The organism is Paucilactobacillus nenjiangensis (genome assembly GCF_008632615.1).
GTDB lineage: Bacteria > Bacillota > Bacilli > Lactobacillales > Lactobacillaceae > Paucilactobacillus > Paucilactobacillus nenjiangensis.
The window spans coordinates 452,286-475,297 of the sequence record NZ_CP043939.1 but is presented as its reverse complement, the minus strand read 5'-3'; the positions used below and the strand labels follow the sequence as shown (position 1 = coordinate 475,297).

General features: G+C 38.3%; 26 protein-coding genes. 11 read left to right on the top strand and 15 right to left on the bottom strand.

The window, feature by feature from the left end:
- Positions 1-30: 30 nt before the first annotated feature.
- The 4 genes from F0161_RS02380 to F0161_RS02365 all read left to right on the top strand — a co-directional run bounded on the left by F0161_RS02380 (position 31) and on the right by F0161_RS02365 (position 1,906).
- A complete protein-coding gene (locus F0161_RS02380; RefSeq protein ID WP_137601450.1) occupies positions 31-360 on the top strand; it encodes a DUF4870 domain-containing protein in 330 nt (109 codons plus the stop codon).
- 104 nt (positions 361-464) lie between these two features.
- Positions 465-917, top strand: a complete 453-nt coding sequence (locus F0161_RS02375) for a MarR family winged helix-turn-helix transcriptional regulator (RefSeq protein WP_150203568.1) — start codon at positions 465-467, stop codon at positions 915-917.
- Between the two features lie 8 nt (positions 918-925).
- Entirely contained in the window at positions 926-1,447 is a 522-nt protein-coding gene (locus F0161_RS02370; RefSeq protein ID WP_150203567.1) for a GNAT family N-acetyltransferase, read from the top strand.
- 9 nt (positions 1,448-1,456) lie between these two features.
- Complete coding sequence (locus F0161_RS02365; RefSeq protein WP_150203566.1) at positions 1,457-1,906, top strand: GNAT family N-acetyltransferase; 450 nt, start codon at positions 1,457-1,459, stop codon at positions 1,904-1,906.
- A gap of 50 nt (positions 1,907-1,956) precedes the next feature.
- On the opposite strand, the gene F0161_RS02360 is transcribed toward F0161_RS02365, so the two are convergent.
- Positions 1,957-2,316: a hypothetical protein gene (locus tag F0161_RS02360; RefSeq protein ID WP_150203565.1), complete on the bottom strand. Its 360-nt coding sequence runs from the start codon at positions 2,314-2,316 to the stop codon at positions 1,957-1,959.
- Positions 2,317-2,470: 154 nt separating this feature from the next.
- Positions 2,471-3,844: a glutamate--cysteine ligase gene (locus F0161_RS02355; RefSeq protein ID WP_150203564.1), complete on the bottom strand. Its 1,374-nt coding sequence runs from the start codon at positions 3,842-3,844 to the stop codon at positions 2,471-2,473.
- A 165-nt stretch (positions 3,845-4,009) separates the two neighbouring features.
- On the opposite strand from F0161_RS02355, the gene F0161_RS02350 reads away from it, so the two are divergent.
- Positions 4,010-5,965 (top strand): cation:proton antiporter, encoded by a 1,956-nt coding sequence (locus F0161_RS02350; RefSeq protein ID WP_150203563.1) that lies wholly within the window; start codon positions 4,010-4,012, stop codon positions 5,963-5,965.
- 91 nt (positions 5,966-6,056) lie between these two features.
- Here F0161_RS02350 and F0161_RS02345 read toward each other — a convergent pair whose 3' ends face one another.
- The gene (locus F0161_RS02345) at positions 6,057-6,992 is read right to left on the bottom strand and encodes an alpha/beta hydrolase (RefSeq protein WP_150203562.1); all 936 of its coding nucleotides are present in this window, start codon (positions 6,990-6,992) and stop codon (positions 6,057-6,059) included.
- A 12-nt stretch (positions 6,993-7,004) separates the two neighbouring features.
- Between F0161_RS02345 and F0161_RS02340 the strand changes: the two genes are divergently transcribed.
- The 3 genes from F0161_RS02340 to F0161_RS02330 are packed head-to-tail and all read left to right on the top strand — an operon-like array spanning position 7,005 to position 9,256.
- Complete coding sequence (locus F0161_RS02340) at positions 7,005-7,922, top strand: alpha/beta fold hydrolase (protein ID WP_150203560.1); 918 nt, start codon at positions 7,005-7,007, stop codon at positions 7,920-7,922.
- 43 nt (positions 7,923-7,965) lie between these two features.
- Complete coding sequence (locus tag F0161_RS02335; protein ID WP_137601459.1) at positions 7,966-8,385, top strand: helix-turn-helix domain-containing protein; 420 nt, start codon at positions 7,966-7,968, stop codon at positions 8,383-8,385.
- Between the two features lie 16 nt (positions 8,386-8,401).
- Positions 8,402-9,256, top strand: coding sequence for an SAM-dependent methyltransferase (locus F0161_RS02330; RefSeq protein ID WP_150203558.1), 855 nt, complete (start codon positions 8,402-8,404; stop codon positions 9,254-9,256).
- 244 nt (positions 9,257-9,500) lie between these two features.
- On the opposite strand, the gene F0161_RS02325 is transcribed toward F0161_RS02330, so the two are convergent.
- The 3 genes from F0161_RS02325 to F0161_RS02315 form a co-directional block, all read right to left on the bottom strand.
- The gene (locus tag F0161_RS02325; RefSeq protein ID WP_137601461.1) at positions 9,501-9,983 is read right to left on the bottom strand and encodes a hypothetical protein; all 483 of its coding nucleotides are present in this window, start codon (positions 9,981-9,983) and stop codon (positions 9,501-9,503) included.
- Positions 9,984-9,986: 3 nt separating this feature from the next.
- Entirely contained in the window at positions 9,987-10,382 is a 396-nt protein-coding gene (locus tag F0161_RS02320) for a hypothetical protein (RefSeq protein WP_137601462.1), read from the bottom strand.
- A gap of 84 nt (positions 10,383-10,466) precedes the next feature.
- Positions 10,467-11,477: a lipoate--protein ligase gene (locus F0161_RS02315; protein WP_150203556.1), complete on the bottom strand. Its 1,011-nt coding sequence runs from the start codon at positions 11,475-11,477 to the stop codon at positions 10,467-10,469.
- 229 nt (positions 11,478-11,706) lie between these two features.
- On the opposite strand from F0161_RS02315, the gene F0161_RS02310 reads away from it, so the two are divergent.
- Positions 11,707-12,153, top strand: a complete 447-nt coding sequence (locus F0161_RS02310; RefSeq protein WP_137601464.1) for a universal stress protein — start codon at positions 11,707-11,709, stop codon at positions 12,151-12,153.
- A 95-nt stretch (positions 12,154-12,248) separates the two neighbouring features.
- Here the strand turns inward: F0161_RS02310 and F0161_RS02305 are convergent, their stop codons facing one another.
- From F0161_RS02305 to F0161_RS02285, 5 genes are all read right to left on the bottom strand, one after another.
- Entirely contained in the window at positions 12,249-13,694 is a 1,446-nt protein-coding gene (locus tag F0161_RS02305; RefSeq protein WP_137601465.1) for an MFS transporter, read from the bottom strand.
- A gap of 34 nt (positions 13,695-13,728) precedes the next feature.
- Positions 13,729-15,267 carry an MFS transporter gene (locus F0161_RS02300; protein WP_150203553.1) on the bottom strand — a complete coding sequence of 513 codons (1,539 nt, stop codon included), beginning with the start codon at positions 15,265-15,267 and terminating at the stop codon, positions 13,729-13,731.
- Between the two features lies 1 nt (position 15,268).
- Positions 15,269-15,820, bottom strand: coding sequence for a PadR family transcriptional regulator (locus tag F0161_RS02295; RefSeq protein WP_150203551.1), 552 nt, complete (start codon positions 15,818-15,820; stop codon positions 15,269-15,271).
- Between the two features lie 104 nt (positions 15,821-15,924).
- On the bottom strand, positions 15,925-17,178 hold the full coding sequence (locus F0161_RS02290; RefSeq protein ID WP_150203549.1) for an ABC transporter permease: 1,254 nt from the start codon (positions 17,176-17,178) through the stop codon (positions 15,925-15,927).
- On the bottom strand, positions 17,171-18,067 hold the full coding sequence (locus tag F0161_RS02285) for an ABC transporter ATP-binding protein (RefSeq protein ID WP_150203547.1): 897 nt from the start codon (positions 18,065-18,067) through the stop codon (positions 17,171-17,173). The genes F0161_RS02290 and F0161_RS02285 overlap by 8 nt, the downstream gene beginning before the upstream one ends.
- 166 nt (positions 18,068-18,233) lie before the next feature.
- Between F0161_RS02285 and F0161_RS02280 the strand changes: the two genes are divergently transcribed.
- Together F0161_RS02280 and F0161_RS02275 are read left to right on the top strand one after the other, a co-directional pair.
- A complete protein-coding gene (locus F0161_RS02280) occupies positions 18,234-18,428 on the top strand; it encodes a hypothetical protein (protein ID WP_150203545.1) in 195 nt (64 codons plus the stop codon).
- Positions 18,429-18,546: 118 nt separating this feature from the next.
- Entirely contained in the window at positions 18,547-19,458 is a 912-nt protein-coding gene (locus F0161_RS02275) for a linear amide C-N hydrolase (protein ID WP_170175906.1), read from the top strand.
- Between the two features lie 218 nt (positions 19,459-19,676).
- Here F0161_RS02275 and F0161_RS02270 read toward each other — a convergent pair whose 3' ends face one another.
- From F0161_RS02270 to purD, 4 genes are all read right to left on the bottom strand, one after another.
- The gene (locus tag F0161_RS02270; protein ID WP_150203541.1) at positions 19,677-20,462 is read right to left on the bottom strand and encodes a hypothetical protein; all 786 of its coding nucleotides are present in this window, start codon (positions 20,460-20,462) and stop codon (positions 19,677-19,679) included.
- The gene (locus F0161_RS02265; protein WP_150203539.1) at positions 20,455-21,168 is read right to left on the bottom strand and encodes an ATP-binding cassette domain-containing protein; all 714 of its coding nucleotides are present in this window, start codon (positions 21,166-21,168) and stop codon (positions 20,455-20,457) included. The genes F0161_RS02270 and F0161_RS02265 overlap by 8 nt, the downstream gene beginning before the upstream one ends.
- Positions 21,161-21,538 (bottom strand): GntR family transcriptional regulator, encoded by a 378-nt coding sequence (locus F0161_RS02260; RefSeq protein ID WP_150203537.1) that lies wholly within the window; start codon positions 21,536-21,538, stop codon positions 21,161-21,163. The genes F0161_RS02265 and F0161_RS02260 overlap by 8 nt, the downstream gene beginning before the upstream one ends.
- Positions 21,539-21,673: 135 nt before the next feature.
- The gene (purD, locus tag F0161_RS02255) at positions 21,674-22,963 is read right to left on the bottom strand and encodes a phosphoribosylamine--glycine ligase (protein WP_150203535.1); all 1,290 of its coding nucleotides are present in this window, start codon (positions 22,961-22,963) and stop codon (positions 21,674-21,676) included.
- Between the last annotated feature and the right edge of the window lie 49 nt (positions 22,964-23,012).

Genomic DNA, 23,012 nt, shown 5'->3' with positions numbered 1-23,012 from the left:
AAGGTATACAAATTGAGAGGAGATTTTATCATGGAAACCAACCAATCATATAAAATCGTCAATGGCTTTAGCTACTTAAGTATCTTATTTCTCCCAATCATTTTTCCTTTAATCGTCTGGCTGTTAGCCGGCGACCGTGCAGAAATGAGATACCACGCTATTAGGGCCTTCTGGCTACATTTAATCCCAACGCTTTTAACAATGATTAGTGTTATTTTCATTGGGTCAGTCGGATTATTCACAGGAAACGCAGCTCATGTGGGCTGGCTGTCGATTATCCTGATTGGAATCTTAGCGATCGTTTCTTTTGTTTTATTTATCTACAATATAGTTAAAGCAGTGCAAATCTTCATCTCATAGCCATGTTAAAATACGATTCCACCATGGAGTCGTATTTTATTTCATTATTTTTTGATGCATTTACATCAAAATTAAGCTATAATAATTTCATGGAGGAATAACACATGACAGATGTACTTAGAGAAGTTGGTATGATTGCGCGAGCTTTGGACTCAATCAGTAACATCGAATTTAGGCAACTCAATTTGACCAAAGGACAATACTTGTACTTGGCCAGAATCTGTGAAAACCCTGGTATCATTCAAGAACAATTAGGTGAACTAATCATGGTTGATCGTTCAACCGTCATTCGAGCCGTTAAGCGACTAGAGACCACCGGCTTCATCATAAAAAAAGCTGATTTAACCAATAAAAAAATTAAACACCTGCACCCCACTCAAACTGGACTGGAGGCTTATCAAACTGTCATTAGGGAAAATAATTACTCAACTTGCGTTGCCCTGCATGATTTCACCAATCAAGAACAAGAGCAACTCGAACGGTTGTTAACTCGGGTCAGAAAAAATGTGGCCATTGACTGGGAATTCGTCAAAAAAGGCAATCATCGTCAATATTAGGAGAACAGATGGACTTTAAAATTAAACCAATTAGGCACAATCAACTAAATGAATTACAAGCAATTTCAATTGAAACCTTCACCGCAACCTTTGGTCAACAAAATACAGCCGATAACTTGCAGCATTACTTGGACGACGCATATAATCTGAAAACACTCTCCAACGAATTGCGTAATCCAGATTCATACTTTTATTTTTTGTATGTGGATGAGGCTATCGCTGGTTACTTAAAACTAAATGTTAATCACGCCCAATCTGAAAACATGGGCGGTGAAGCACTTGAGGTGGAACGAATTTATCTGACCAGCAATTACCAAAAATTTGGTTTAGGTAAAAAATTAATTTACTTTGCAGAGCAGCAGGCCAAGCAATTACATAAAAAGTTAATTTGGCTGGGCGTTTGGGAACATAATAATAACGCGCAGCACTTTTATGAACACTTAGGCTTCGTTCCATTTAGTTCACATTCATTTTGGATGGGCACTAATCGACAAACCGATATTTTAATGCAAAAATCACTGAAGGGATAAATCGTGTCAATGAACAATTTAACAACGCAAATTAAAACTACCAAAGAATTAAGCAGTTCAGAATTACTCGCAATCTTGAAAGCCAGAGTAGACGTTTTTGTGGTTGAACAAAATTGTCCTTATCCAGAAATTGATGATAAGGATATCGACGCAATTCATGTCATTTTAACAGAGGGCGAGCAATTAGTCGCCTATGCAAGAATCATCCCCCATGATGACGGAACACATCTCAGTTTTGGCCGAGTATTGGTAGTCAAAGAGTTTCGTAACCAACAGCTAGGACACCAACTTGTAGCAAAAACGATTGAAACGATTCACGAGCTGTATCCCCACCAAACAATCAAAATTAGTGCACAAAATTATATTAAAAAATTTTACGCATCATTTGGCTTCGTTGCCACATCTGACGTCTATTTAGAAGACGATATCCCGCACTTAGATATGGAATTGACAAACTAGTGCTTATACAAATAAATGCCGCTTATCCAACTTAGGATAAACAGCATTTTTTAATTATCTCGGTTTTTAATTTTAAAATTGAACACAAATTCCGTTTTGCTACTATCAAATTTTTCGCCATAGACGTGTAAATGATACAACTCAACGATGGAAAGTTTATAAACATCTTCCCAAACATCGAAGTTAGTCATCGAAATCTTTTTCCCTTTTTTGGTCAACTCAAATGAATCTTCGCCAATTCGATTCGTTAGGCCAGCTAATTCCAAATTACGCATGGCCAAAATCATATGATAACGGGTGTATTTAATTTGAGCTTTGCGTTCCGTTTCCGAAAACAGTTCATCACAAGTCGCACCCGTTAATATATCGTCCCAACTAATCACGCCCTGAATCGATTGCAAATATTTCATGATTGCAACGACGGCTTTTTGATCTCCACGACGCGTTTTAGAATTAAATAGTTCTAACTCATCAAATGGAATCCCATCATAGTTGGCTTCCTTACGACTAATTGTCGGCCTATTCCATACCCATAATCCATAAGTCTACTCCCCCGAATTCACCCTACTTATCCATACCTGGTTCCCAATTTCCTTTAAACAACTGTAATTTTAAATCTTCTGCGCTCAAATTACAAGCAATATCAAAACCAGTGAATGGACGAATCGACTGCAAAGCTGAATTTTGGTAACGCTTGGCTCGGATTAGCGCATATTCAACTAAGGAATCATCCTTGATATGATTGACTAGGCGAGCGCTGGGAGTGGTACGTGGATTTTCAATTCGATCTTCGAGGTCTTCGATTTCTTCTTGGTACTCTGGGCCTAATTGAATTTGATTAGCGTACATTTCGAGTCGATTCAAAAAGGCACGAGCGTTAGTTTGGTATTTACTGATTTCGGTTGGAATTTCGGTGGCAACTTCTTCATTCATTTGATTGGCGCGTTCTAACACTTTGCCGACTTCTTCCGGACGTAGCGGTGGCGTCATGATGAAGTAGCTGGCCATTAAGCGAATAAATCGGAGCGTGTTGGTCCGAACGCCAACAGAGCTACTAGGATCTAAGTCGAGCATTCTGAGTTCAAGATATTTCACCCCACTTTGAGGTAAATCTTTGAGGGGCCCTTCTCCTTTGAAACGCACTGCACCGTGAAATTCGTAATCAGAGATCAGAATGCCGTCTTCTGCTCCTTGCAAGATTCGATCGACGTAACTTTGGACGTCGGAATAATCACCCTGAAATTTTGTGCCGAACCCATATGAACTTTGTCGAACAGATCTGATGGGATTGGCTGGGCCTTCACCCGTTTCAAAATAATTTTTTTCTGCAATCGGACTGGCACCAAATAAATATGTAATCAGCCAACGGTAACGCATGAATCCTTGGGCAATTTTAGTGTACATATAATTTTCTAATTCAATCCGGTTTTCAAATCGGTCCTCTAAATAAGTATAGACCAAGTCAAACACGCGATTATCAATACTTAAATTGATGTGTGCACCACTGGGAGTCCCTTCTGAAAAGCCATGTCGATTAAGCCATTCTTCCAGGTATTCTTCCTTACTGGGATCAGCTTTTGCCAACAAACTTCGCTGTTCATCGAGATCTGCCGGTAGAGCTGGTGGCATGGACAATGGCCATAGCAGTTCACCTGGTGATAACGCTGTTCTGAGGGCATTATTTAGTCCAAACAAATAATGCATCGCATCCAACGCATGAGATGCCGGTGGTGTCACTACTTCAGACATGGTTTCCAAAAAATCATTGGTGACCCAGGGGTTAGTCTTCTCATCCCCCACACCTGATGGATACGGCTCCTTACTTAATTCACCATTTTCATCCACGCGTTGCATTTCAATTTCAAGTCCCATCGTAAAATCTTGGGTTTTTGCAACTGCTTCATTATCAAAAATTATTTGACCAATTGTACTAAACATTAGCTTACCTCCCCACCGGTTTCTGGTTACTAGTATACTATGCAATTTTATGCGAATTGTCTACTAAATTTACTTAACACTCTATAAAATACCATCATTCATTGACTACCATTTCAAACAAACTTTGTTACAATAGAGCTATTATTTAACGTTGAGGAGTATAGTATGGAAATTATTCTCATGGTCGTGTTGCTGTTACTTGCAGTTATTGTGGCGAATACAGTCAATTTGGTTTATCCAAAAATACCGTTAGCTTTATATCAAATCGCTGCGGGGATGGTGTTATCTTTTGATTCGCAGTTCCATCATTTCGTGATTCATCCAGAAATATTTATGTTAATCATCATTGCACCGTTGATGTTTAAAGATGGAAAATCAACTTCATTGCGAGCCTTGCGCACTAACTTATCGACGATTTTGTCATTATCAGTGGGACTCTCAGTCGTCACAGTAATTATTGCAGGCTTCTTTATTAATTGGATTTGGAGTGCTGCCACTTTACCAATCGCCTTTTTACTAGCGGCAATCATCACCCCAACTGATGCAGTTGCTGTTTCGTTAATCACCCGGAATGTCGAAGTTCCAACTGACGTGCATCAAGCCCTAGAACATGAATCACTTTTCAATGACGCAGCCGGTATCGTGTTATTTGGAATCGCCTTATCTTCAATTACTTCCGGCAATTTTTCTGTTTTCACTAGCATCTTAGATTTCGGCAAAACCTTTTTTGGCGGTATTATTATCGGTTTTATCTTGGGTTACCTTGTCACGATTTTAAGACTCAATTTGACTAGAACTCATACCGATATCAGCGCCATCATTGTTCCGGTTGAAATCATGACTCCATTGTTTGTCTATTGGGTGGCCGAAGAAATTGGCGTCTCCGGTATTTTGGCCGTCGTAGCAGCAGGTTTAGTATTTGCTGCTTTCCAAACTCGCTTACGGTTGACTTCAACTAAGTTACAAATTGTTACCACGACAACATGGGCAATCATTTCTGACATTTTAAATGGGTTTGTGTTTGTATTATTAGGCGCAACCTTGCCATCCGTGATGTCTGATCGGGGTGCGCAAGATATCTCGATTCTATTAATCGGTGGTGTTATTATATACGTGCTGATTACTTTAATCCGCTACGTATGGTTCAAATTTAATCTTGCTCCTAGTGTCAATTCCAGCAATAATCACGCTTTAAATGGTGCAATTGGCGGTGTTCACGGAACAATTGCGTTAGCAATGGCTTTCTCTATCCCAACCGGTGTCAATTCAACATTAACGGAATTACGGGGCCAACTCATATTTGTCACTGCAACCGTCATTTTAGTTAGCTTGTTAGTGGCCACGTTTGTTTTTCCATACATTGCCCCTAAAAAACAAGATGAACTTTCGCAACAAGAATTGTCAGATATCTTCCGCGATTTAATTTACTATGCTGAATCTCAACTGCGTAATTCGAATCCTAAATCAAAGGAAGTTGACCGAGTCAGCGGCACAATTGGTAGCCAAACTCGTTCGTTCACGACACAACCTGATCGAAAAAAATACGTGAAATTAATTGATCAAGTTCATCAAGTCGAACTAGATACCCTGGATCAAATGGAAGATAACAACGAAATTACCCATCAAGAACGGATGATTTCAGAAAAGATTTTGCGTAAATCCTTAGACCTATTTAGCAATCATGGCTTTGTTTCGACCTTCAATTTTCTGTCCAGAAACTTAAAACGTAAATTTCATTTTGGACGCAACCGCCGTCGCCGCATTGAAGAACGGAGACAACGAGTAGGGCAACACAACCGGATTGATCGTAAAAAGATGCTATCGATTATTATCAAAACAACAGAAGCAGTCCAAGATTATCTGCGCACATTGAACGATAAAGAGAATGCCCATGAAATTAATTTCATTTTGGAATACTACAATCAATTATTGCAACGTTATCAAAGCAATGAAAATCTCGATGATGACTTGATGAGTAATTTGTTTATTCAAGCCTTTCAATATGAACATTCCTTTGTTCAACAACAGTTGGCCAGTGGTCAAATTTCAACGAATGTTGCGAATAACTTAAATGAACAAATTTCGACTGATGAACTAGTTTATATGCAGTCGCTGAACTAAAAAATGAGCTTTGACAAAACTAACATTTTGCCAAAGCTCATTTTTGATCAGTTCCATAAGGCAACTCTCTCACGAATTACGTTACACAACTTTACTTAATATATTTACTCAAAAATTGTGCCACCTTGTGTTGATACTCAGTTGGATTTTTATCTAATGAGGCAGCATGTTTCGCCCCTTTCACCACCCATAATTCTTTGGGACCACGCGTGGCTGAATAATTTTGATAGACCATCGAAGTTGGGACGAATTCATCCTTTGCACCATGGATAAAAAACATCGGCCGCTGATTTTTGTGCAGTTGTTTCACGGCACTGGCTTGTCCAAAGAAAAAGCCATTACGAATTTTATTAATTCCACTCACGACATTTACTAGTGGAAAACTAGGTACGTGGTAGAGTTCTTTGGCTTGGTACGCAATTTCCGTCCGAGCATTAGTATACCCACAGTCTTCAACAAAGGCTTTGACTTGAGATGGCAGCTTTTCACCACTGGTCATCATTGTCGTTGCGCCACCCATGCTAACACCAAACATCACAATTTGAGAATTTTGCCCATTCGTATCAATTACTTTATTAATCCATTTTACGTAATCTTTTCGCTCAGGCCAGCCATAACCGATATATTGGCCTTGACTGTCTCCTTGTGCCCGTGCGTCAGGTAGTAAGACATTGTACCCTAATTGATGGAACAAATAGGCATAGGCCCCCATTTTGTCCTTACTGCCCATGAAGCCATGTGCGACCACCACGGTTTTGTCAGTTTGTGTAGCAGCCGGAATATAGTTGGCTACTAGTTTCAAATTACCAGTTGCTGATTTCATGGTCCACAGTTGCTTGTCAGCATCCAAATACCATTTTTTTTGCTTATAAAGTGGATCTGATTTCTTTAGTGTTTTCGTATCGCTTAAGAAACTTTTATGGCTAGGAATCACCGCTTCATGAAAAAAATAAAGGGCTGCGCCAATAAAACCAGTGCATATAATCAGAAACACTAATATAATTATGTATATATACTTTTTCTTCAAAAGGAGTTCACCTTGTCTATTGAATTTAATTTTCCATCAAGTGATGGTCAAACTACAATTTATGCTCGCAAATGGATGCCTACAGTTGCACCAGTGGGGATTATTCAAATCATCCACGGCATGGCAGAACATATTCAACGCTATGCGGAATTCGCGGAAAATTTAGCTGCCCACGGGTGGATAGTGGTCGGTGATGATCATCTTGGTCATGGTAAGACCGCCACAATTTCACACCTGGGCTATTTTGGTGCCGACCATCCTGTTGAACATTTACAACAAGATGAAATCAAATTAATGCATCTCATTAAAAAAGCTAATCCTAGTTTACCATACGTAATGCTTGGACACAGTATGGGGGCAATGATTTTACAAGCAATTTTGCGGAAAATCTCTTTTGAGATTGATGCAGCAATACTAATTGGCACTAGTGCCACGCACCCAGAGTTGCTGCCAGCTTGGCCACTGATTTCAGCTTTAAATAAAACTAAGCCTAAACAGATTGGTCATTTTCTGGACCGACTTTCATTTGGTGGTTTTTCCAAATCATTCAATAAACATGTCAAATACTCTTGGTTAACTCACGATCCATTAGTCTTAAAACAATATGAAGATGATCCAAAGTCAGGCTTTATTTTCACTAACAACGGGTTTTATAATTTACTGAGTCTGACCAAAATTGCCACCAGTCCGCATTGGGTTGACAACGTTCGCAAGGGCTTACCTATTTTAATTGCAAGTGGTACCAACGATCCCGTTGGTAAATTCGGTAAGGGTCCCGAGTACCACTTTAATCTACTCACGAATGCCCAATTTAAGAATGTCACATTGAAATTATTTGAAGACTTGCGCCATGAAATTCTGAACGAAGTCTCCAGAAAAGAAGTCTATCAATTTATCAATGTGTGGCTCAAAAACAATCTGCTCAAATAGTGGTAAAATAGTCTCAATAATAACTATTAAGGATGTGAATTTCATGTTCCCTGAACGATTACGCGCACTTCGACGAGGACAAAATATTACGCTTAAAGAATTAGCAAATGCTTTAAACGAACACTTAACAGAAGGTGAAAGTAAAAATTCTCCTTCACAAATTGGTAACTGGGAACGTGGAATTCGAACACCTTCATATATTGAAGCTAGAAAACTAGCCGAATTTTTTGATGTCAGTTTGGATTACTTAACTGGTAAAACTGATCAAAATGATACTGATTTGGGCCGGTTATTTGTTTCGGGCAAAGAACTGTCATTTAACCATACGCCACTAACCAGTGAAGATCGCTATGAGATTTTTCAATTAATTGATGGCTACGTCCATGGACGTCAAAACCGTCGCGACACTGAACGTTTCTACAATACTCATTCTTCTCAAGAAGAACTTGATTTAGATTTATAGACAGGAATACTTAATTATGAATCCCAAACAACTGAAGCAATTAAAAAAGCGCCATAAAGCAGCGCATCAGGCGAGTGCCGACGAATACATTACTGAGCTAACTGAATACGCCAACTTATTTGAAGATTATCCCACCATTAAGTTTCTAATTAATAATGTGCTGGAAAGTGATCTCCTTTTAAAAAATGGGCTACTGCCCCAACCATTACCAAAACTATTGTTACCAGACGATATTCAAGATCAAATTTTTGAAAAACTCGCTTCAAAATACCCACAAGGTGATCCAGAGGGCGACCAGTTGTGGGAAAAACTGTCTGCAGCGTTACCTAAATTAGATCAACGATTACGTAACTATCGTGAATATCTTGAAACGACTTATGGAATGTGGGCTTACATCAACGCTCCTTTTATCAAAAATCTATCTGAATTCACGAATGATGGCACGGTTCTTGAAATCATGGCTGGTCGCGGATTCATCTCCAAAGGCCTTCGTAATTTACAACCAACTCAAACAATTATGACAACTGATAATCTTGACTGGCAAACCAAAGTAAAAACTAACTTACCTGCCGTGACTGCCGTCGAGAATTTAGATGCGCTTGAATCAATCAAAAAATATGGCTCAACAGTTGATTTTGTCATCATCTCTTGGGCACCAGATACCCAGCAAACCGATTGGGAAATCTTACAACTGCTTAGAACCAGCTATCCTGAGATTCAACTAATTGTGATTGGTGAATACAACGGAGCGACCAATTCAAAAGCCTTTTGGCAACACGCTGACTTGATCAATTCTACAGACACAAACAAGTTAAACCAAAATTATCATAGTTTCGATTTGATTGACGAGAAAGTTTACTTAGTCAAATAAAAAGAGGAATCACAACAAACAAAGTTTGTTATGGTTCCTCTTTTAGTGTATTGATAGCAAAAGCTATCTCAGGCAGTCATCAATTCCACAATATCCTACTGCCGGACACCCTGAAATACGTCAGGTAAATGTGTCCCATGAGAATGTCATTAATCGCTTGCGCGAAACAATCCGAAAATTGCCTGACCATTCGACTCATCGCATACATTCCAGTATAGCAGCTTTCATTCTTTTTGCAAGCTGCCTATTTTTCGTCGTCTTTATCATCTTTATTCTGACGGATATCAACAATCGCAGCGAGCTGATCATTAATCCAATTGCTAGCGCTGTGGGAAACGCCATCTGTATCATCTTGAACTGCAGTCACAGATGCCAATTTATCGATTCTTAGGCCAGATTTATTCATGTCGGGAGTTTCTGCAATTAAGTAAACGTTCATTTCTGCTTCATCTTCTACATTTAAAATCTTTGAAATGGTTTTTGAATCCTCAAGGGGCAAATTAATCACGCTAGTTTCAATTCGAACACTAACTTTTTCACCTTCTGGCATGTCGACAACCCAGTTATATTGCGCAATCTCACTTTTTTTAGTAGCGTCTGCAACAAAGGTTAATCCCATTGTAACGGTCTCAACTTGCTGAATTGATGCCAAATCAGTTTCAACGACCTTGGCCGTAATTTTTTCATCTAGTGCGTCTTCCATAAATTGTTGAATTTTAATTTGCATGATTTACTTCCCTTTTAATTTTGGATTTTGATAATTGGCTCGTTGTTTACCGGCTGCAATAAAGCACAAAACATTCAGTGCTAATCCCGCTAAGCTTAACACATCGATAAATACTTTGGTAAGTAAACTCATGTCACTCCCGCCGCTCACAATCATTGCGCCACCAAAAGTAAATGACAGTACAATCAACATGAAAATAGTTAAATAAGCCGAAAAGCGCATTTCTTTACAGCTAAAGAAAATACTCAACAAATAGAAGCCTAAAATAATCCCAAAGTTAGGCATTACTTCAGAACTAAAAATTTCCGTTCCGGTTTGTAAATTCATAATAATATTGACGACATAGTAAATTACCGTCGAGATGGATAGGTACAGAAAAACAAATTTATGATATTTCAAAATAATCGCTCCGTTTTTAATGATTACTTCTATTGTACTATGTCAACCACAAAAAAAGAACCTCATTTCAGGTTCTTGGATTGATTAAACTAGTAAATCAACTAATTCTTCTTTTGAAACACCGACAATATACTTGGCGGTATCAATACTATCAATAACATTTTTAATTTCATTACGTTCGTATTTCTTACCATTTAATGCAGTTGCTAATTCTTCAACATCACCTGGTCCGAAGAAATCACCATAGAACTTGATATTGGAAATCTTACCATCATCAACTTTAATCCGTGCATCAACAGTTCCCATATCGAAATGTTGACGTTTCTTAACAGTAAATTCTGGTGAATTACCATAAACGGCATCCCAGTTGTTATAAGTATCTTCATAGATCTTATCAATCTTAGTTTGTTCTTCTGGTGTGACAACCACTTCTTTGTCCTTAATTTCATCCAGACTATCAACCTTGAATAGTTTCTTCAAGAGTGTGTCGCGGAATTCAGCAACGGTAATATCTTGATATTCAGGGGCAAGATAAGGTTTCAAATTAGTTACTCGGGAACGAACTGATTTGATACCCTTTGACTTAATCTTGTCTTCTGGCACATTTAAAGCTTTGCCAACAACATCCAAGTCAACATCTAACATTAAAGTTCCATGCGAGAAGGTTTTACCATTGCGAGAGTACATAGCATTTCCAGAGAACTTCTTACCATCAACTAAAATATCGTTACGACCACTAACTTCAGCAGTTGTTGCTCCCATTTCATGTAAAGCATCAACGATTGGTTGAGTAAATGATTTGAAATCACCAAATTCTTCGCTATCGCTATCAACAACGAAACTAAAACATAGGTTACCTAAATCTTGATACACGGCTCCACCACCAGAAAGGCGACGAGTCACGCGGATATTATGTTCATCTACATATTTTTGATTAATTTCTTCTAGAGTATTTTGATTACGACCAACGATGATACATGGTTCTTCATAATAAAATAACAGTAATGGTTCACCAAAGTCTTTATTGTTCATTAAGTACTGTTCTGTTGCCAGATTCTCACCGATATTATGTGACGTCATTGAAATATAACGCATAGTCGTTCCCCTTCTTCTTAAAAATTATTAAAATGCTTGAACACTTTGAGTTTACCACCCACTGAAACCGATTTCAACAATATGATCGTAGTTGTGCTAAAAAGATTGGATATGCGCCGATAATGTGAAAGATTGATCATTAAATCACATATTTTTTACCGAAAGGGCTTACACTTTCCTTTTAGAATAGTATAATAATGTTAAACATAACAGAAAGAGGGTTTTCCCCATGTCACAACAATATAAAACAATTCTCGTACCTGTTGATGGTTCTAAGGCAACACCTCAACTAATTGAACGTGCAATTCAAATTGCTAAGACCAACGGCGCTCATCTGGACATCTTGAACGTGGTCGAAATTAATCAATTTAGTGATAGTTACGGTGGAGCAATCAGTGGCGATGTAGTCTACAGTTTGGTAGAAGACATCGAAGCTCGGTTAGATAGTTTGAAAACACAAGCATCTGAAGCTGGTTTAACTGACGTCAGCACCCATGTACGATTTGGTAATCCTAAGCCTGTTATTGCCCGTGAATTTCCAGACGACCATGGCACCGATTTAACTGTCATTGGTACCACAGGAATGTCTGCCGTTGAGCGTTTTATGGTTGGCTCAGTTACCACGTACGTCAACCGCATCTCCAAAAATGATGTACTTGTCGTCCAAATTAAATAATATCTAAGACAATGACGACCGCGTCAATTTAGATGCAGTCGTCATTTTTGCTTGAAAAAAAGTTCTAGAGTCAATTTTACTGACCCTAGAACTTTTTAATTTGTCGCCATATGGTTATGCTTAATTTTTAAAATAACCCGATAAATAGTAATCAACCAGGTAATTGCCACTAACACAATTGCTAAGGAGAATGCTACGTGCATCCCGTAAACAAATATGTGACCGTGTCCTGATGGATAACTAGTAATATTGTGGCCAATTTTTTTACTCATCGCTGCGTACAAAACGGTAGTCACTAATGATGTCCCAGTAATCATCCCCAGATTTCTAGCTAAGGCATTTAATGAACCAGCAACACCTAATTTAGAAACTGGCGCATTCGACATGATTAAGGCGTTATTAGGTGTTTGGAAAAAGGCCATCCCTACTCCACCACATACCAGCAATAAGACAATAAACAATGATGATGTTTGTGCATCTGCAATCCACCAACCAAAATACGATAATCCTAAGATAGTTAATCCACATAACGTAATATATTCCTGGTCAAAATAATCAGCAATATATCCAGAAATTGGAGTGGCAATCAACATTGAAATTGGCCAAACCATCAAGAACAATCCAGCCGTACCAGCATTAATGCCTTTCAAATTTTCAAAATAAAATGGCGAAATAACATTAATGAAAAAGTTACTAGTAAACACCAAAAAGGCCGCGACTAAACTAATAGTAAATAATTTTGATTTAAAAATTGTGAGATCTAATAATGGCATTTCAGCATGTAATTCATGCACAATAAAAATAACAAACACAATTAACGCAAACACGGTTAATGTCACTGGAATGCTGCTCAAAAACCCTTGTTCTTGACCGATATTGATAGCTAAGAAAAAGGTCGTGATAAATAAGAACAGCGTTGAGATACCGACATAATCAAATTTCAATGCATCATGATCAATTTCTGCACTTTTAGGAAAGACTAACCGTCCAATAATAATCGCAATAATTCCGACCGGCACATTAATCCAAAAAATATATGACCAACTGAAGTGCTGTAAAATAATCCCACCTAAACCTGGCCCAGCAATCGTACCCAATGACACAAATGAGGAATTTAAGGCCATCCCTCGTGCCCGTTGTGAAGGTGGTGCAATCGTGGTGACAATACCAAAGCTATTGCTCATTGTCATTGCAGCACCAATCGCTTGAATAGTACGGGCAAACAACAAGAACCACAATCCCAGATTAATTCCTGCAATTAATGACCCAACCGTAAAGATATAAGTGCCAAATCTAAAGACTCGAATTTTACCAATTTGATCACCTAAACGACCAAAGAAAGTCAGTAATCCAGAAATGATAATTAAATAAATTGAAACTACCCAAGTTGCTTGGTTCATGGGGATTGATAATTGTTTAGACATGATTGGTAAGGCAATGTTCACAATCGAAGAATCGAGCGTCGACATAAACGCAAACATCCCCACTGCTGCAATAATAATCCAAACTTTTTTACTTGGAATTTGTGTTTCTTCCGACATCTGTAACCCTTCTTTCACTTCATTTTGACAATGTTTAACTATTCTTCTTTAATAATAAACCAGCAGCAATGGCACCAACGAAAACAACTCCCGCTGACAATAAGGTTGCAGCTGTCATCCCCTTATCGTATGCGTGCAAAACGACTTGTTGTAACTCGTGGGCAAATGGCGTTAAATTCATTTTGTCACTAAAGGCAATTGTGTGGCCTGAAAAAGGACCTGCTTCAATCAAAGCATCTTTAATTTTATCTGCGACAGACGTGGTAGCAGGAATTGAATGAATATGTCCATTTAAATAATTTTCATATTGTGAGCTTTGGATTAATCCTAAGCTAACCACACCGATTGTGGTTCCAAATTGGCGGAACACATTCAATAGTCCAGAGGCCATCCCCATTTCTTCCATTGCCACGCCTTCCATTCCGGCCGTATTTAACAATGGGTTAACCATTCCGTTAGTAATTCCCATTAAGACCATCCCTGGCCATAATTCAACGAAGGAAACTTTGGTCGTCATTGCGTTTGCTAGTAATAAAAATCCAATTCCTCCAAGAAACAAACTGCCACTGATTAATCGTTTCTTAGAAAAACGTGCTCCTAAGATCCCAGTTAACGGTCCTAAAATTAATGACCAGACGCTAATCGTCAATTGACGAACACCAGTATCAAAAGCTGAATAACCAATGTAGTTTTGCATTAATGCCGTTAAATAAGCATTATATGAGTAAATACCCCAACCTAATGCTAAGGCAACTAACACGGCACCAACAAAATGCCGATTTTTAAACATTTTGAGGTTCATCATTGGATTTTTCAATTTACTTTCAATAATTATAAAGAGTACTAATAAAATAATCGCAGCAATCAACCAGCCACCGACACGAGGATCAGTCCATCCCCAACTGTAGTGGCCTTCTTTTTGAATCAATCCATAGATACCGGTAAATAACGCGGCAGCTGATAAAAACATCCCCGCGAAATCAATTTTTTGATTAGCACCAAAACTTGGCGTTTCTTTAATAAAAATCACCGATAAAATGACAGAGATAATTCCAACAGGTACGTTGATAAAGAAAATTGACTGCCAGCCAAAGTGTTCGACCAAGTACCCACCAATTAACGGACCAGAAGCTGATGATAAGCCAATTACGGACCCAAGGATTCCTAACGCAGTTCCACGTTGTTTACCGGCAAAATTAGACGCCACTAATGCCATTGAGAGTGACATCATTCCGGCACCCCCAATTGCTTGAATGCCACGACCGATGTTCAACATCGTGAGCGAGGTCGACATGCCATTCATAATCGAAGCTAAGGTAAAAATCACCATGGAAGCCACGAAAATTTTCTTGCGGCCAAACATATCACCTAATTTGGACATAATGAGCAAGGTCACGGCAAAAACTAAGGTATAAGCATTTAAAACCCACTGTAAATTGGTAAAGGTTTCATTTAAATCGGTGGCCATCGTGGGTAAGGCAACATTTACGACCGTCACATCTAGTAATCCCATAAAGACCCCTAAGGCCATTGCGGACAATGCTATCCATTGCCCAGGTGTTGTTTTTTTCATATTACTCTCCAATACTCTCTTCAATCTCTGTTATTTCTGCTTGCAGCCACTCAAGCGTAGTCGAAGTTAACTTAATCGCTAACTCCAAATTTTTAATACTCCATTTGAGGAAATATTTTTTATTTTCATTAACCGTTAACAGGTAAGTCAGATGATCCATTACTTCTTGATAAGTGTCCAAATCATCCGCCACATCATGTTGGTACGCTTGTAAGATTTGAATTTGTTCCGGTTTTGAAACTACCGCCAAGGCTCTGAGCTTACAACGATAAATTGATTCCCGTTTAGCTGTCATTTCAACTGGCTGAAGCATCAACTCTTTTAAATAAGCTGCTCCCGCTTCAGTAATACGCGCCATTTTGCCAGAATGTTCACTTTCCTTTTCGTCATATAACTCAATGTATTGTTGTTCTGCCAATTTCTTTAACACTGGATATATTACACTATTTGAAATTGGACGACGTGGTATCATCGAATTTTGCAAAATAATTCGGAGCTTATACCCCGACATATCACGTTGCATTAAAGAACCTAAAATTAATAATTCGTACATTTTTACCTCCAATATATGTCGAACCGACCTAAACAATTATAGGTCAATTCGACACGTTGTCAAGGCAAAATAAAAACTTACCCCTATTAGGATAAGTTTCATCATTATTTACTCTTCCGTTCTGCATTCATGATTGAAAAGGTACTCCGGATGGATTTCAAAAAACCACCTTGGTTATAAACCAACACGTTACTCTTGTACGCCTTGGCAGTAAACCAGGTAAAGAGAATCAAAAAGATAACTGAAATTAAAATGCTAATCCAAGCATCCCCCACAGTCGCAAAACTCATGGCCAAGCGTACCGGCATGACCGAGGCGCCAACAAATGGCAGATAGCTAACTATTTTAACAATTAAGCTATCGCCACCCTGAACAGCCAAAGCAAACACGTACCCAAGCAATCCAATCATTGAGATAGGCATGACAGCTTGTTGTACTTGTTCTTGATTAGCTACAAGAGAACCTGTTAATGCCGCTAAGACAGAATAAGTTAATACTGCCAAAATGAAAAATACGCAGAAGATTAACCCATTTGTTGATGTCAAAACACCAAAATCAAAATTACCCAACATCGTTTTCACAATATCAATTTTCATCAAAGGTTTCCAGGCAACTAAGATTAATAGCAGATAAAATAAAATATTTACCACTAATAACGCTAGTATTCCGGCCAGTTTGCCAAAGAATTGAGTGGTAGCACTAACGGACGACAAAATAGTCTCCATAATTCTTGAACCCTTTTCCGTCGCAATTTCTTGAGCTATCATCGATCCATAGCTCAAAGTGAAAACTAACATTAACACAGTAATTGCAACAGCAATTAAGTGATTGCTAGTGTCGGTCTTCTGATTTTTTGTTGAAGCCTTACCGTGGTCAACGACAACCGTTTTAGACCTCAAAACAGACGGTTTGAGCAAAGCTTGCAACTGTTCAGAATTCAAATTCAACTTAGTAGCTTGTGCTTGTAGCTGAATTTGTGACAAGACTGCTTGAATTGTCTTGGTGGAAACAACTTTACCACCATCTCTTAATTGTAAATTAGCTGCAATTTCTCCATTTTTAATTGGTACTGCCAGCACAGCATCTAATTTTTTATTCTGCATGGCAGTCTCAGCTTTGTCCTGACTCTTATATTCTTTAACTTTCATCCCAGGCAAACTGTCAGCAAAAGTTTTACGAATTGCTGGTACGGTGCTTACCACCCCAATTGTTGGTTTACTTTGCGAACTCTGGACTAAATGGCCAATTCCAATTGAAATCCCTAATAACAAAACTGGTGATAGAACGAGAAAAATCCAAGAAGCACTGCGCACGTTTTTCATAAAGACTTGTTTGGCAATAATCAACATTTTATGCATCAGCTTCACCCACTTTCATTCGGAAGATTTCATCAAGCGTGGGAGCTTGTTGGCTGAATTCAGGAATATAACCATTCTTAGTGGCAGCTACAAAAATTTCTTGTCCTACTTCAGGCGATTTCAACATCAATTCAAATCGATTACCTTCATGTTTGACATCAATAACGCCGTCAAAACTCGTCAATTCATCGCGAGTTAAATTAGATTCAATAAATAACTTAATGCGTCCATATGAATTACGAATTTCATCAACGGTGCCATTTAAAACTGTTTTGCCATTTTTTAACATAATCAGCTTATCAGACAAAGCTTCAACGTTGGCCATGTCATGACTGGAATAAATGATGCAGGCGCCCGAATCGCGCATCATATTGATACCATCTTGTAGTAGACTCGCATTAACTGGATCTAAACCAGAAAAAGGCTCATCTAAAATAATTAATTTTGGCATATGGATTAATGTGGTAATCAATTGAATTTTTTGCTGATTACCTTTACTTAAATCTTTTAGCTTGTCGGTCTTTTTACCTTTTACATCGAAACGTTTAAACCATTGATCTAGTTGAGCATTTACGTCCCGAACTTTCATGCCTCGTAGCTGAGCAAAATAAGCGATTTGATCATTGATTCTCATTTTGGAATATAACCCACGTTCTTCGGGCAAATACCCCAAAATATCATAATCTTCACTCGTCAATGAATGCCCATCCCATAAAATGTCACCATGATCCGGAGTAATAAAATTTAGTATCATCCGAAAAGTAGTTGTTTTACCAGCACCATTTTGGCCAATTAACCCCATGATTTCACCTGGTTGAATCGTAAATGATTCATCATCCACCGCTACCATCGATCCGAACGTTTTTGTTAGTCCGCGAATCTCCAACATTGTTAACCCCTCCTACAAACTGATAGATGACCAAAGTATACCATATCAACTATCGATGAAATGTATGAGTAGTAAACATTGTTGCATATATTTGTAATAAAGGAAATCATGTAATATTCTTGAGATGCAGCAGTCTCGTACACTTTTATTTTAGGAGTGAAACCATATGAATAATAGCCAAAAAAAATTTGATTCTCATGTTGATATTCGTACTGACAGTAAAATCAAAACAGAAGAACTCGGTGTACCTAATCAAGAAGTATTGAGCAGTTTTTTTGAAGTAATACATGATGCATCCGGTAATTTAAAACTCGAAGGTGCCACCAACCATTCAGAATTGAATAAAATGCTTTACGATTGATGCCAAATAAAATTGTTGATTAGTCGATTTTATTTTAAATCTATCTTTGTTAAACAAACCATAAAAAAAGTATATAATGACCTCAAAGACTACAGAACTAAAAATTGGAGGTTACATTATGTGCACTAGCTTAACTGTTCCCAGTTATTCAAATGAGCAACTCCTTGGGAGAACCATGGATTTTCCAACTAAAACACCTTGGAGACTCACTTATTTGCCAGTTAACTTTGAATGGCAACCAGTTACCGGTACAACCAAATATCAATCTAAGTTTGCAGTCCTGGGTGGCATGCGACACATTCAAGACTGGTATCTGATTGGCGACGGCGTCAATAGTGCTGGACTGTCAGTGGCTGAATTATATTTTCCCGTTGAGTCAAATTACTACGATGCGCCCGTTGAAGGAAAAATCAATTTATCCCCGCAAGACTTTACCACATGGCTTCTAACTCAAAATGGTACGGTTAAAGAAATTCGTGCGAAGCTTGCTCAAATTGCCTTAATTGGGGTCCAATGGTACGACAATGAAGCCATATATCCGTTTCATTGGATCATCACAGATGCCTCTGGCACTTACATCATTGAACCAACTGACCATTTGCTAACCTTACGTGAGAACCCAAGTAACGTCTTAACGAATACTCCCAATTTAGATAAACAACTCACCAATCTGAAGAAGTTAATGAAAACTGACTTCACAGCTTGGAATTCAATTCGCTCTTCACTCGCAAACTATACGGGACCAACCCCCAATCGTTCAATTACAACTGATCGATTCATTAAAACTAATTTGTGGCGCTGGCGCGATAGTAGAAACCTGACAATTAACAGCACAACTGTGACCGACTTTTTAAAAACCGTCACCATCCCCAAACGAAATGACAACCACGATTACACCCATTATTACGGTGTAATGAATCTCAACGCCCAAGAATACCGATTCGAAGGCGTTCTTCATCCTGTTGTAACTATCGCGAATTTATCAGATCTAATGACTTACGATGTCCCAGTGGAACTAGCAGAAGAATAACTCCATCAGAAAAGCCCCATCAATCAAGGATTGATGAGACTTTTTTTAATCGGTTCCATAAATCAACTCTCTTCGTTTAATAACGAATGATGGAAGATTCTAAGTGCAAATCATCCATCATTCGAAATTGCCATTTGAACTTGGCGAATTTCGCCGTAGTTCAATGGACGTCGTAGCAATCCTCAAGAGCTGAACGACTTATGTCACACTTACTTTTTTTAAGTACTTTGTGGATTAGTTTCAACCCATTTATTTAAGATGAAAACATTAATAAATGAAAGTAAAATAATGGCTACTGCCATATAACCTGATGCCACTAGCATTGAACCGGCAGCAGTACTCATCGCATCCGCATGTGTCATATTAAATGAAAAGACACTAGATACCACTTTAACCACCATGCCGCTAATGTAGCTGATTACTTTGATTACCACATAAAAGACAACCACGTACAAGACAATCCGATACAACCGCTCATGTAAGGTTGGTAAAAATGAACTCAGAGCTTCCACAATCAAATGAATTAATGAAAAGAAAATCCAAAAGAATAGCGTGGTCAAAACTAAAATTAACAAAGTTGAAAAGGTCACTCCGTACAATGAAGGGGTAAGTTCCTTCATGTATTTAAAATAATGCCAACTACCAATATTGAATACCAACAAAAGAATCAATTGTAAAATGCCGAAGTAAATATAGTTACAAACGACGGATAAGACATTTGCCAGGTATAACTTCGCATCAGAGACAGGAATTAAACGGTAAAAGTTTTTTGTCCAAACTCGTTCCTGTCGAATTGCCAACACCAAAAACATGATACCTGCTGCTAACATTACAATTCCAAGGGTTGTCGCTAAAATTGAATCAGTCATTGACCCTTTTGAATTAGATATGAACATTAAAATTATAGATACAATTGTTCCAATAATTTCGATACCCACTACCATATGCACAGCGCGAACCTTGTCGCGAAAAAGTGCACCCGTTAATTTTGCAAAACTAGGCATGGTCATTTACCTCCTTATAGAAACTTTCGTAATATTCTTCAATGCTTTGGTTATATTCCTCACGAATCTTATCGGCATCAATCTGATTAACAATCGTTCGATTCTTGATAATCACCACTTGATCCAATAAATTAGCAATGTCCGTGACATGATGATCACTAATAATCACTGAGGCGTCATCTGGCATCCAGGCCAAGATATTTTCAATGATTTTTTTACGTTTCATGCTGTCGATTCCATCAAAAGGTTCATCCAATAAATACAGTTTTACTCGTCGTGCTAAAGTAACTGAAATGACAAAATTACGACGCATCCCCTTGGATAATTGACTGAGTTTCTGTTTGAGATTCAAATTAAAATTCGAAACTAATTGATTGAAATTATCCATACTAAATTCTGGATAAATCGTATCATAAAATTTGGCTAAATCCTCTAATTTGGCGTCAGTTGCCGCCCCGTTAAGTTGTTCACTGAAGCTAACGAGCCCCTTCATAGTAGGCTTATCAACTTCACCATCAATGATGATGCTCCCACTATAATTGGTTGCAGCACCAGAAATTAATCGCATTAAAGTTGTTTTACCAGCCCCATTATCTCCCAGCAAACCAATAATTGATCCGGCTGGAATACTTAACGAAACGTCGTCTAACAAGACCCGCATGTTGCGCTTGTAAGTGAGCTGATCAATGACTAATAAATTATCCATTATCTTGTTCCTTTCTTTGCTTCATGTAGGCTGTTAAATATTCTAAGACTTCATCTGGAGTGACTTGTAGTTCCGTTAAATGGTCATACATCACTTCAATTTGTTCTTCAACTACATGTTGTTTTAAACTAACTAATTTTTCCATATCGGTTGTCACAAAATTCCCCTTACCGCGTTGTGTGATTAGGACTCCTTCTTCCACTAACTCGCTCAACGCTCTTTGGATAGTATTAACGTTGACTGTCAAATCAACCGCTAATTGTCGAACTGCAGGTAACTTGTCGCCTGGGTTAAGGTGTTCAATGATAATTTCTTTGTAAATGTATTGTTTGATTTGATAATAAATTGGTACTTTATCGTCGAACTGCATTTCAATCAGCCCTCCTTGTTTGCTAGTGTATTAGTTTACTATTACACTATAAATTATTTTCACCTCAAATGCAAGTGCTTTTGGAAAATAAAAATGGATTGCCAGAAATTACTTTCCGTCAATCCATATTTTGATTTATTTATATCTCGAGCTATTTACATGAAATGGTTCTAATCCTTTGTCACCAATATCATGCCGATAACGTAATCCATCAAGTGATTGTTGATCCAACCATTGATAAATATTATCTTGTGCTTGTTCAACGCTATCTGCATTGGTTACGACACTTAGGATTCTGCCGCCAGCACTCACTAGTGCTTTACCATCAAGTTTAGTCCCCGCATAATCGACATGTAACTGAGCTGGTAATTGATTAAACGCGTTTAAATTAACCCCTGAGCCAGAACTCATTGGATAATTTTCTGATGCAACACCGACACATAAGTACGTTTGCCCAATATCCCACTCAACCTTTTGTGGTTGGTTGTCCAACAATTTGACTAGCAGGCTGTAAAAATCACTCTTTAATTGAGGCAATACAACTGAGGTCTCTGGATCACCAAAACGGACATTGAATTCAATTACTTTAGGACCATTATCGGTGGCAATTAAACCGGTATATAAAATACCACAAAATGGATTTTCATTGGCTTGCAGAGTTTCCACAATCGGTTTAATCACTGTATCAAACGCCTCTGCCTGCATTTCATCTGGTATTTGAGGAACTGGACTATACGCACCCATGCCGCCCGTATTAGGACCCTTATCACCATCATAAGCTGCCTTATGATCTTGTGCTAATGGCATTGGTATGATTTCTGTGCCATTGACAAATGCAAAAAATGAGAATTCTTGTCCCTTTAAAAATTCTTCAATCACAATTTCATCCGCAGCAAATTTATTTTCTGCCAGCATTTCGTGAACAGTCTCAATTGCATCATCATAGTTTTGAGCTATAACTACGCCTTTACCGGCTGCTAAACCATCTGATTTAATCACAATTGGATAATCAACTGTCTTCAAATACTGATCAGCCTTGATTTCATCGGAAAAGTTTTGATATTTAGCGGTTGGAATATTGGCTTGCGTCATTTGTTCTTTGGCAAAAGTTTTCGAGCCTTCTAACCGAGCGGCACTCTTGGTGGGGCCAAAAATCTTGAGTCCCGCATCCAAAAAGCAGTCAACAATTCCCGCTTGAAGTGGCACTTCTGGACCGACAAAAGTCAAATCAATACTAGCAGTTTTAGCAAAACTAACTAAGTCATCAAACGCTAATTCGTCAATTGGAACTAATTCTAAATTGGCCGTAACCATCCCAGGGTTCCCTGGTGCTACGAATACTTTTTCGACCTGTTCACTTTTCAAAAATTGGCGGCTGATGGCATGTTCTCTCGCCCCACTACCAATGACTAAAACTTTTGCCATGATGAAAACTCCTGTAATCATTATTTTGGTTTTGATAAATCTCACTTTT

Coding starts and splice junctions, on each gene's coding strand:
- F0161_RS02380 (WP_137601450.1), top strand. CDS start 31: ATGGAAACCAACCAATCATATAAAATCGTCAATGGCTTTAGCTACTTA.
- F0161_RS02375 (WP_150203568.1), top strand. CDS start 465: ATGACAGATGTACTTAGAGAAGTTGGTATGATTGCGCGAGCTTTGGAC.
- F0161_RS02370 (WP_150203567.1), top strand. CDS start 926: ATGGACTTTAAAATTAAACCAATTAGGCACAATCAACTAAATGAATTA.
- F0161_RS02365 (WP_150203566.1), top strand. CDS start 1,457: ATGAACAATTTAACAACGCAAATTAAAACTACCAAAGAATTAAGCAGT.
- F0161_RS02360 (WP_150203565.1), bottom strand. CDS start 2,316: ATGAAATATTTGCAATCGATTCAGGGCGTGATTAGTTGGGACGATATA.
- F0161_RS02355 (WP_150203564.1), bottom strand. CDS start 3,844: ATGTTTAGTACAATTGGTCAAATAATTTTTGATAATGAAGCAGTTGCA.
- F0161_RS02350 (WP_150203563.1), top strand. CDS start 4,010: ATGGAAATTATTCTCATGGTCGTGTTGCTGTTACTTGCAGTTATTGTG.
- F0161_RS02335 (WP_137601459.1), top strand. CDS start 7,966: ATGTTCCCTGAACGATTACGCGCACTTCGACGAGGACAAAATATTACG.
- F0161_RS02330 (WP_150203558.1), top strand. CDS start 8,402: ATGAATCCCAAACAACTGAAGCAATTAAAAAAGCGCCATAAAGCAGCG.
- F0161_RS02325 (WP_137601461.1), bottom strand. CDS start 9,983: ATGCAAATTAAAATTCAACAATTTATGGAAGACGCACTAGATGAAAAA.
- F0161_RS02315 (WP_150203556.1), bottom strand. CDS start 11,477: ATGCGTTATATTTCAATGACGTCACATAATATCGGTGAGAATCTGGCA.
- F0161_RS02310 (WP_137601464.1), top strand. CDS start 11,707: ATGTCACAACAATATAAAACAATTCTCGTACCTGTTGATGGTTCTAAG.
- F0161_RS02305 (WP_137601465.1), bottom strand. CDS start 13,694: ATGTCGGAAGAAACACAAATTCCAAGTAAAAAAGTTTGGATTATTATT.
- F0161_RS02300 (WP_150203553.1), bottom strand. CDS start 15,267: ATGAAAAAAACAACACCTGGGCAATGGATAGCATTGTCCGCAATGGCC.
- F0161_RS02295 (WP_150203551.1), bottom strand. CDS start 15,820: ATGTACGAATTATTAATTTTAGGTTCTTTAATGCAACGTGATATGTCG.
- F0161_RS02290 (WP_150203549.1), bottom strand. CDS start 17,178: ATGCATAAAATGTTGATTATTGCCAAACAAGTCTTTATGAAAAACGTG.
- F0161_RS02285 (WP_150203547.1), bottom strand. CDS start 18,067: ATGTTGGAGATTCGCGGACTAACAAAAACGTTCGGATCGATGGTAGCG.
- F0161_RS02280 (WP_150203545.1), top strand. CDS start 18,234: ATGAATAATAGCCAAAAAAAATTTGATTCTCATGTTGATATTCGTACT.
- F0161_RS02275 (WP_170175906.1), top strand. CDS start 18,547: ATGTGCACTAGCTTAACTGTTCCCAGTTATTCAAATGAGCAACTCCTT.
- F0161_RS02270 (WP_150203541.1), bottom strand. CDS start 20,462: ATGCCTAGTTTTGCAAAATTAACGGGTGCACTTTTTCGCGACAAGGTT.
- F0161_RS02265 (WP_150203539.1), bottom strand. CDS start 21,168: ATGGATAATTTATTAGTCATTGATCAGCTCACTTACAAGCGCAACATG.
- F0161_RS02260 (WP_150203537.1), bottom strand. CDS start 21,538: ATGCAGTTCGACGATAAAGTACCAATTTATTATCAAATCAAACAATAC.
- purD (WP_150203535.1), bottom strand. CDS start 22,963: ATGGCAAAAGTTTTAGTCATTGGTAGTGGGGCGAGAGAACATGCCATC.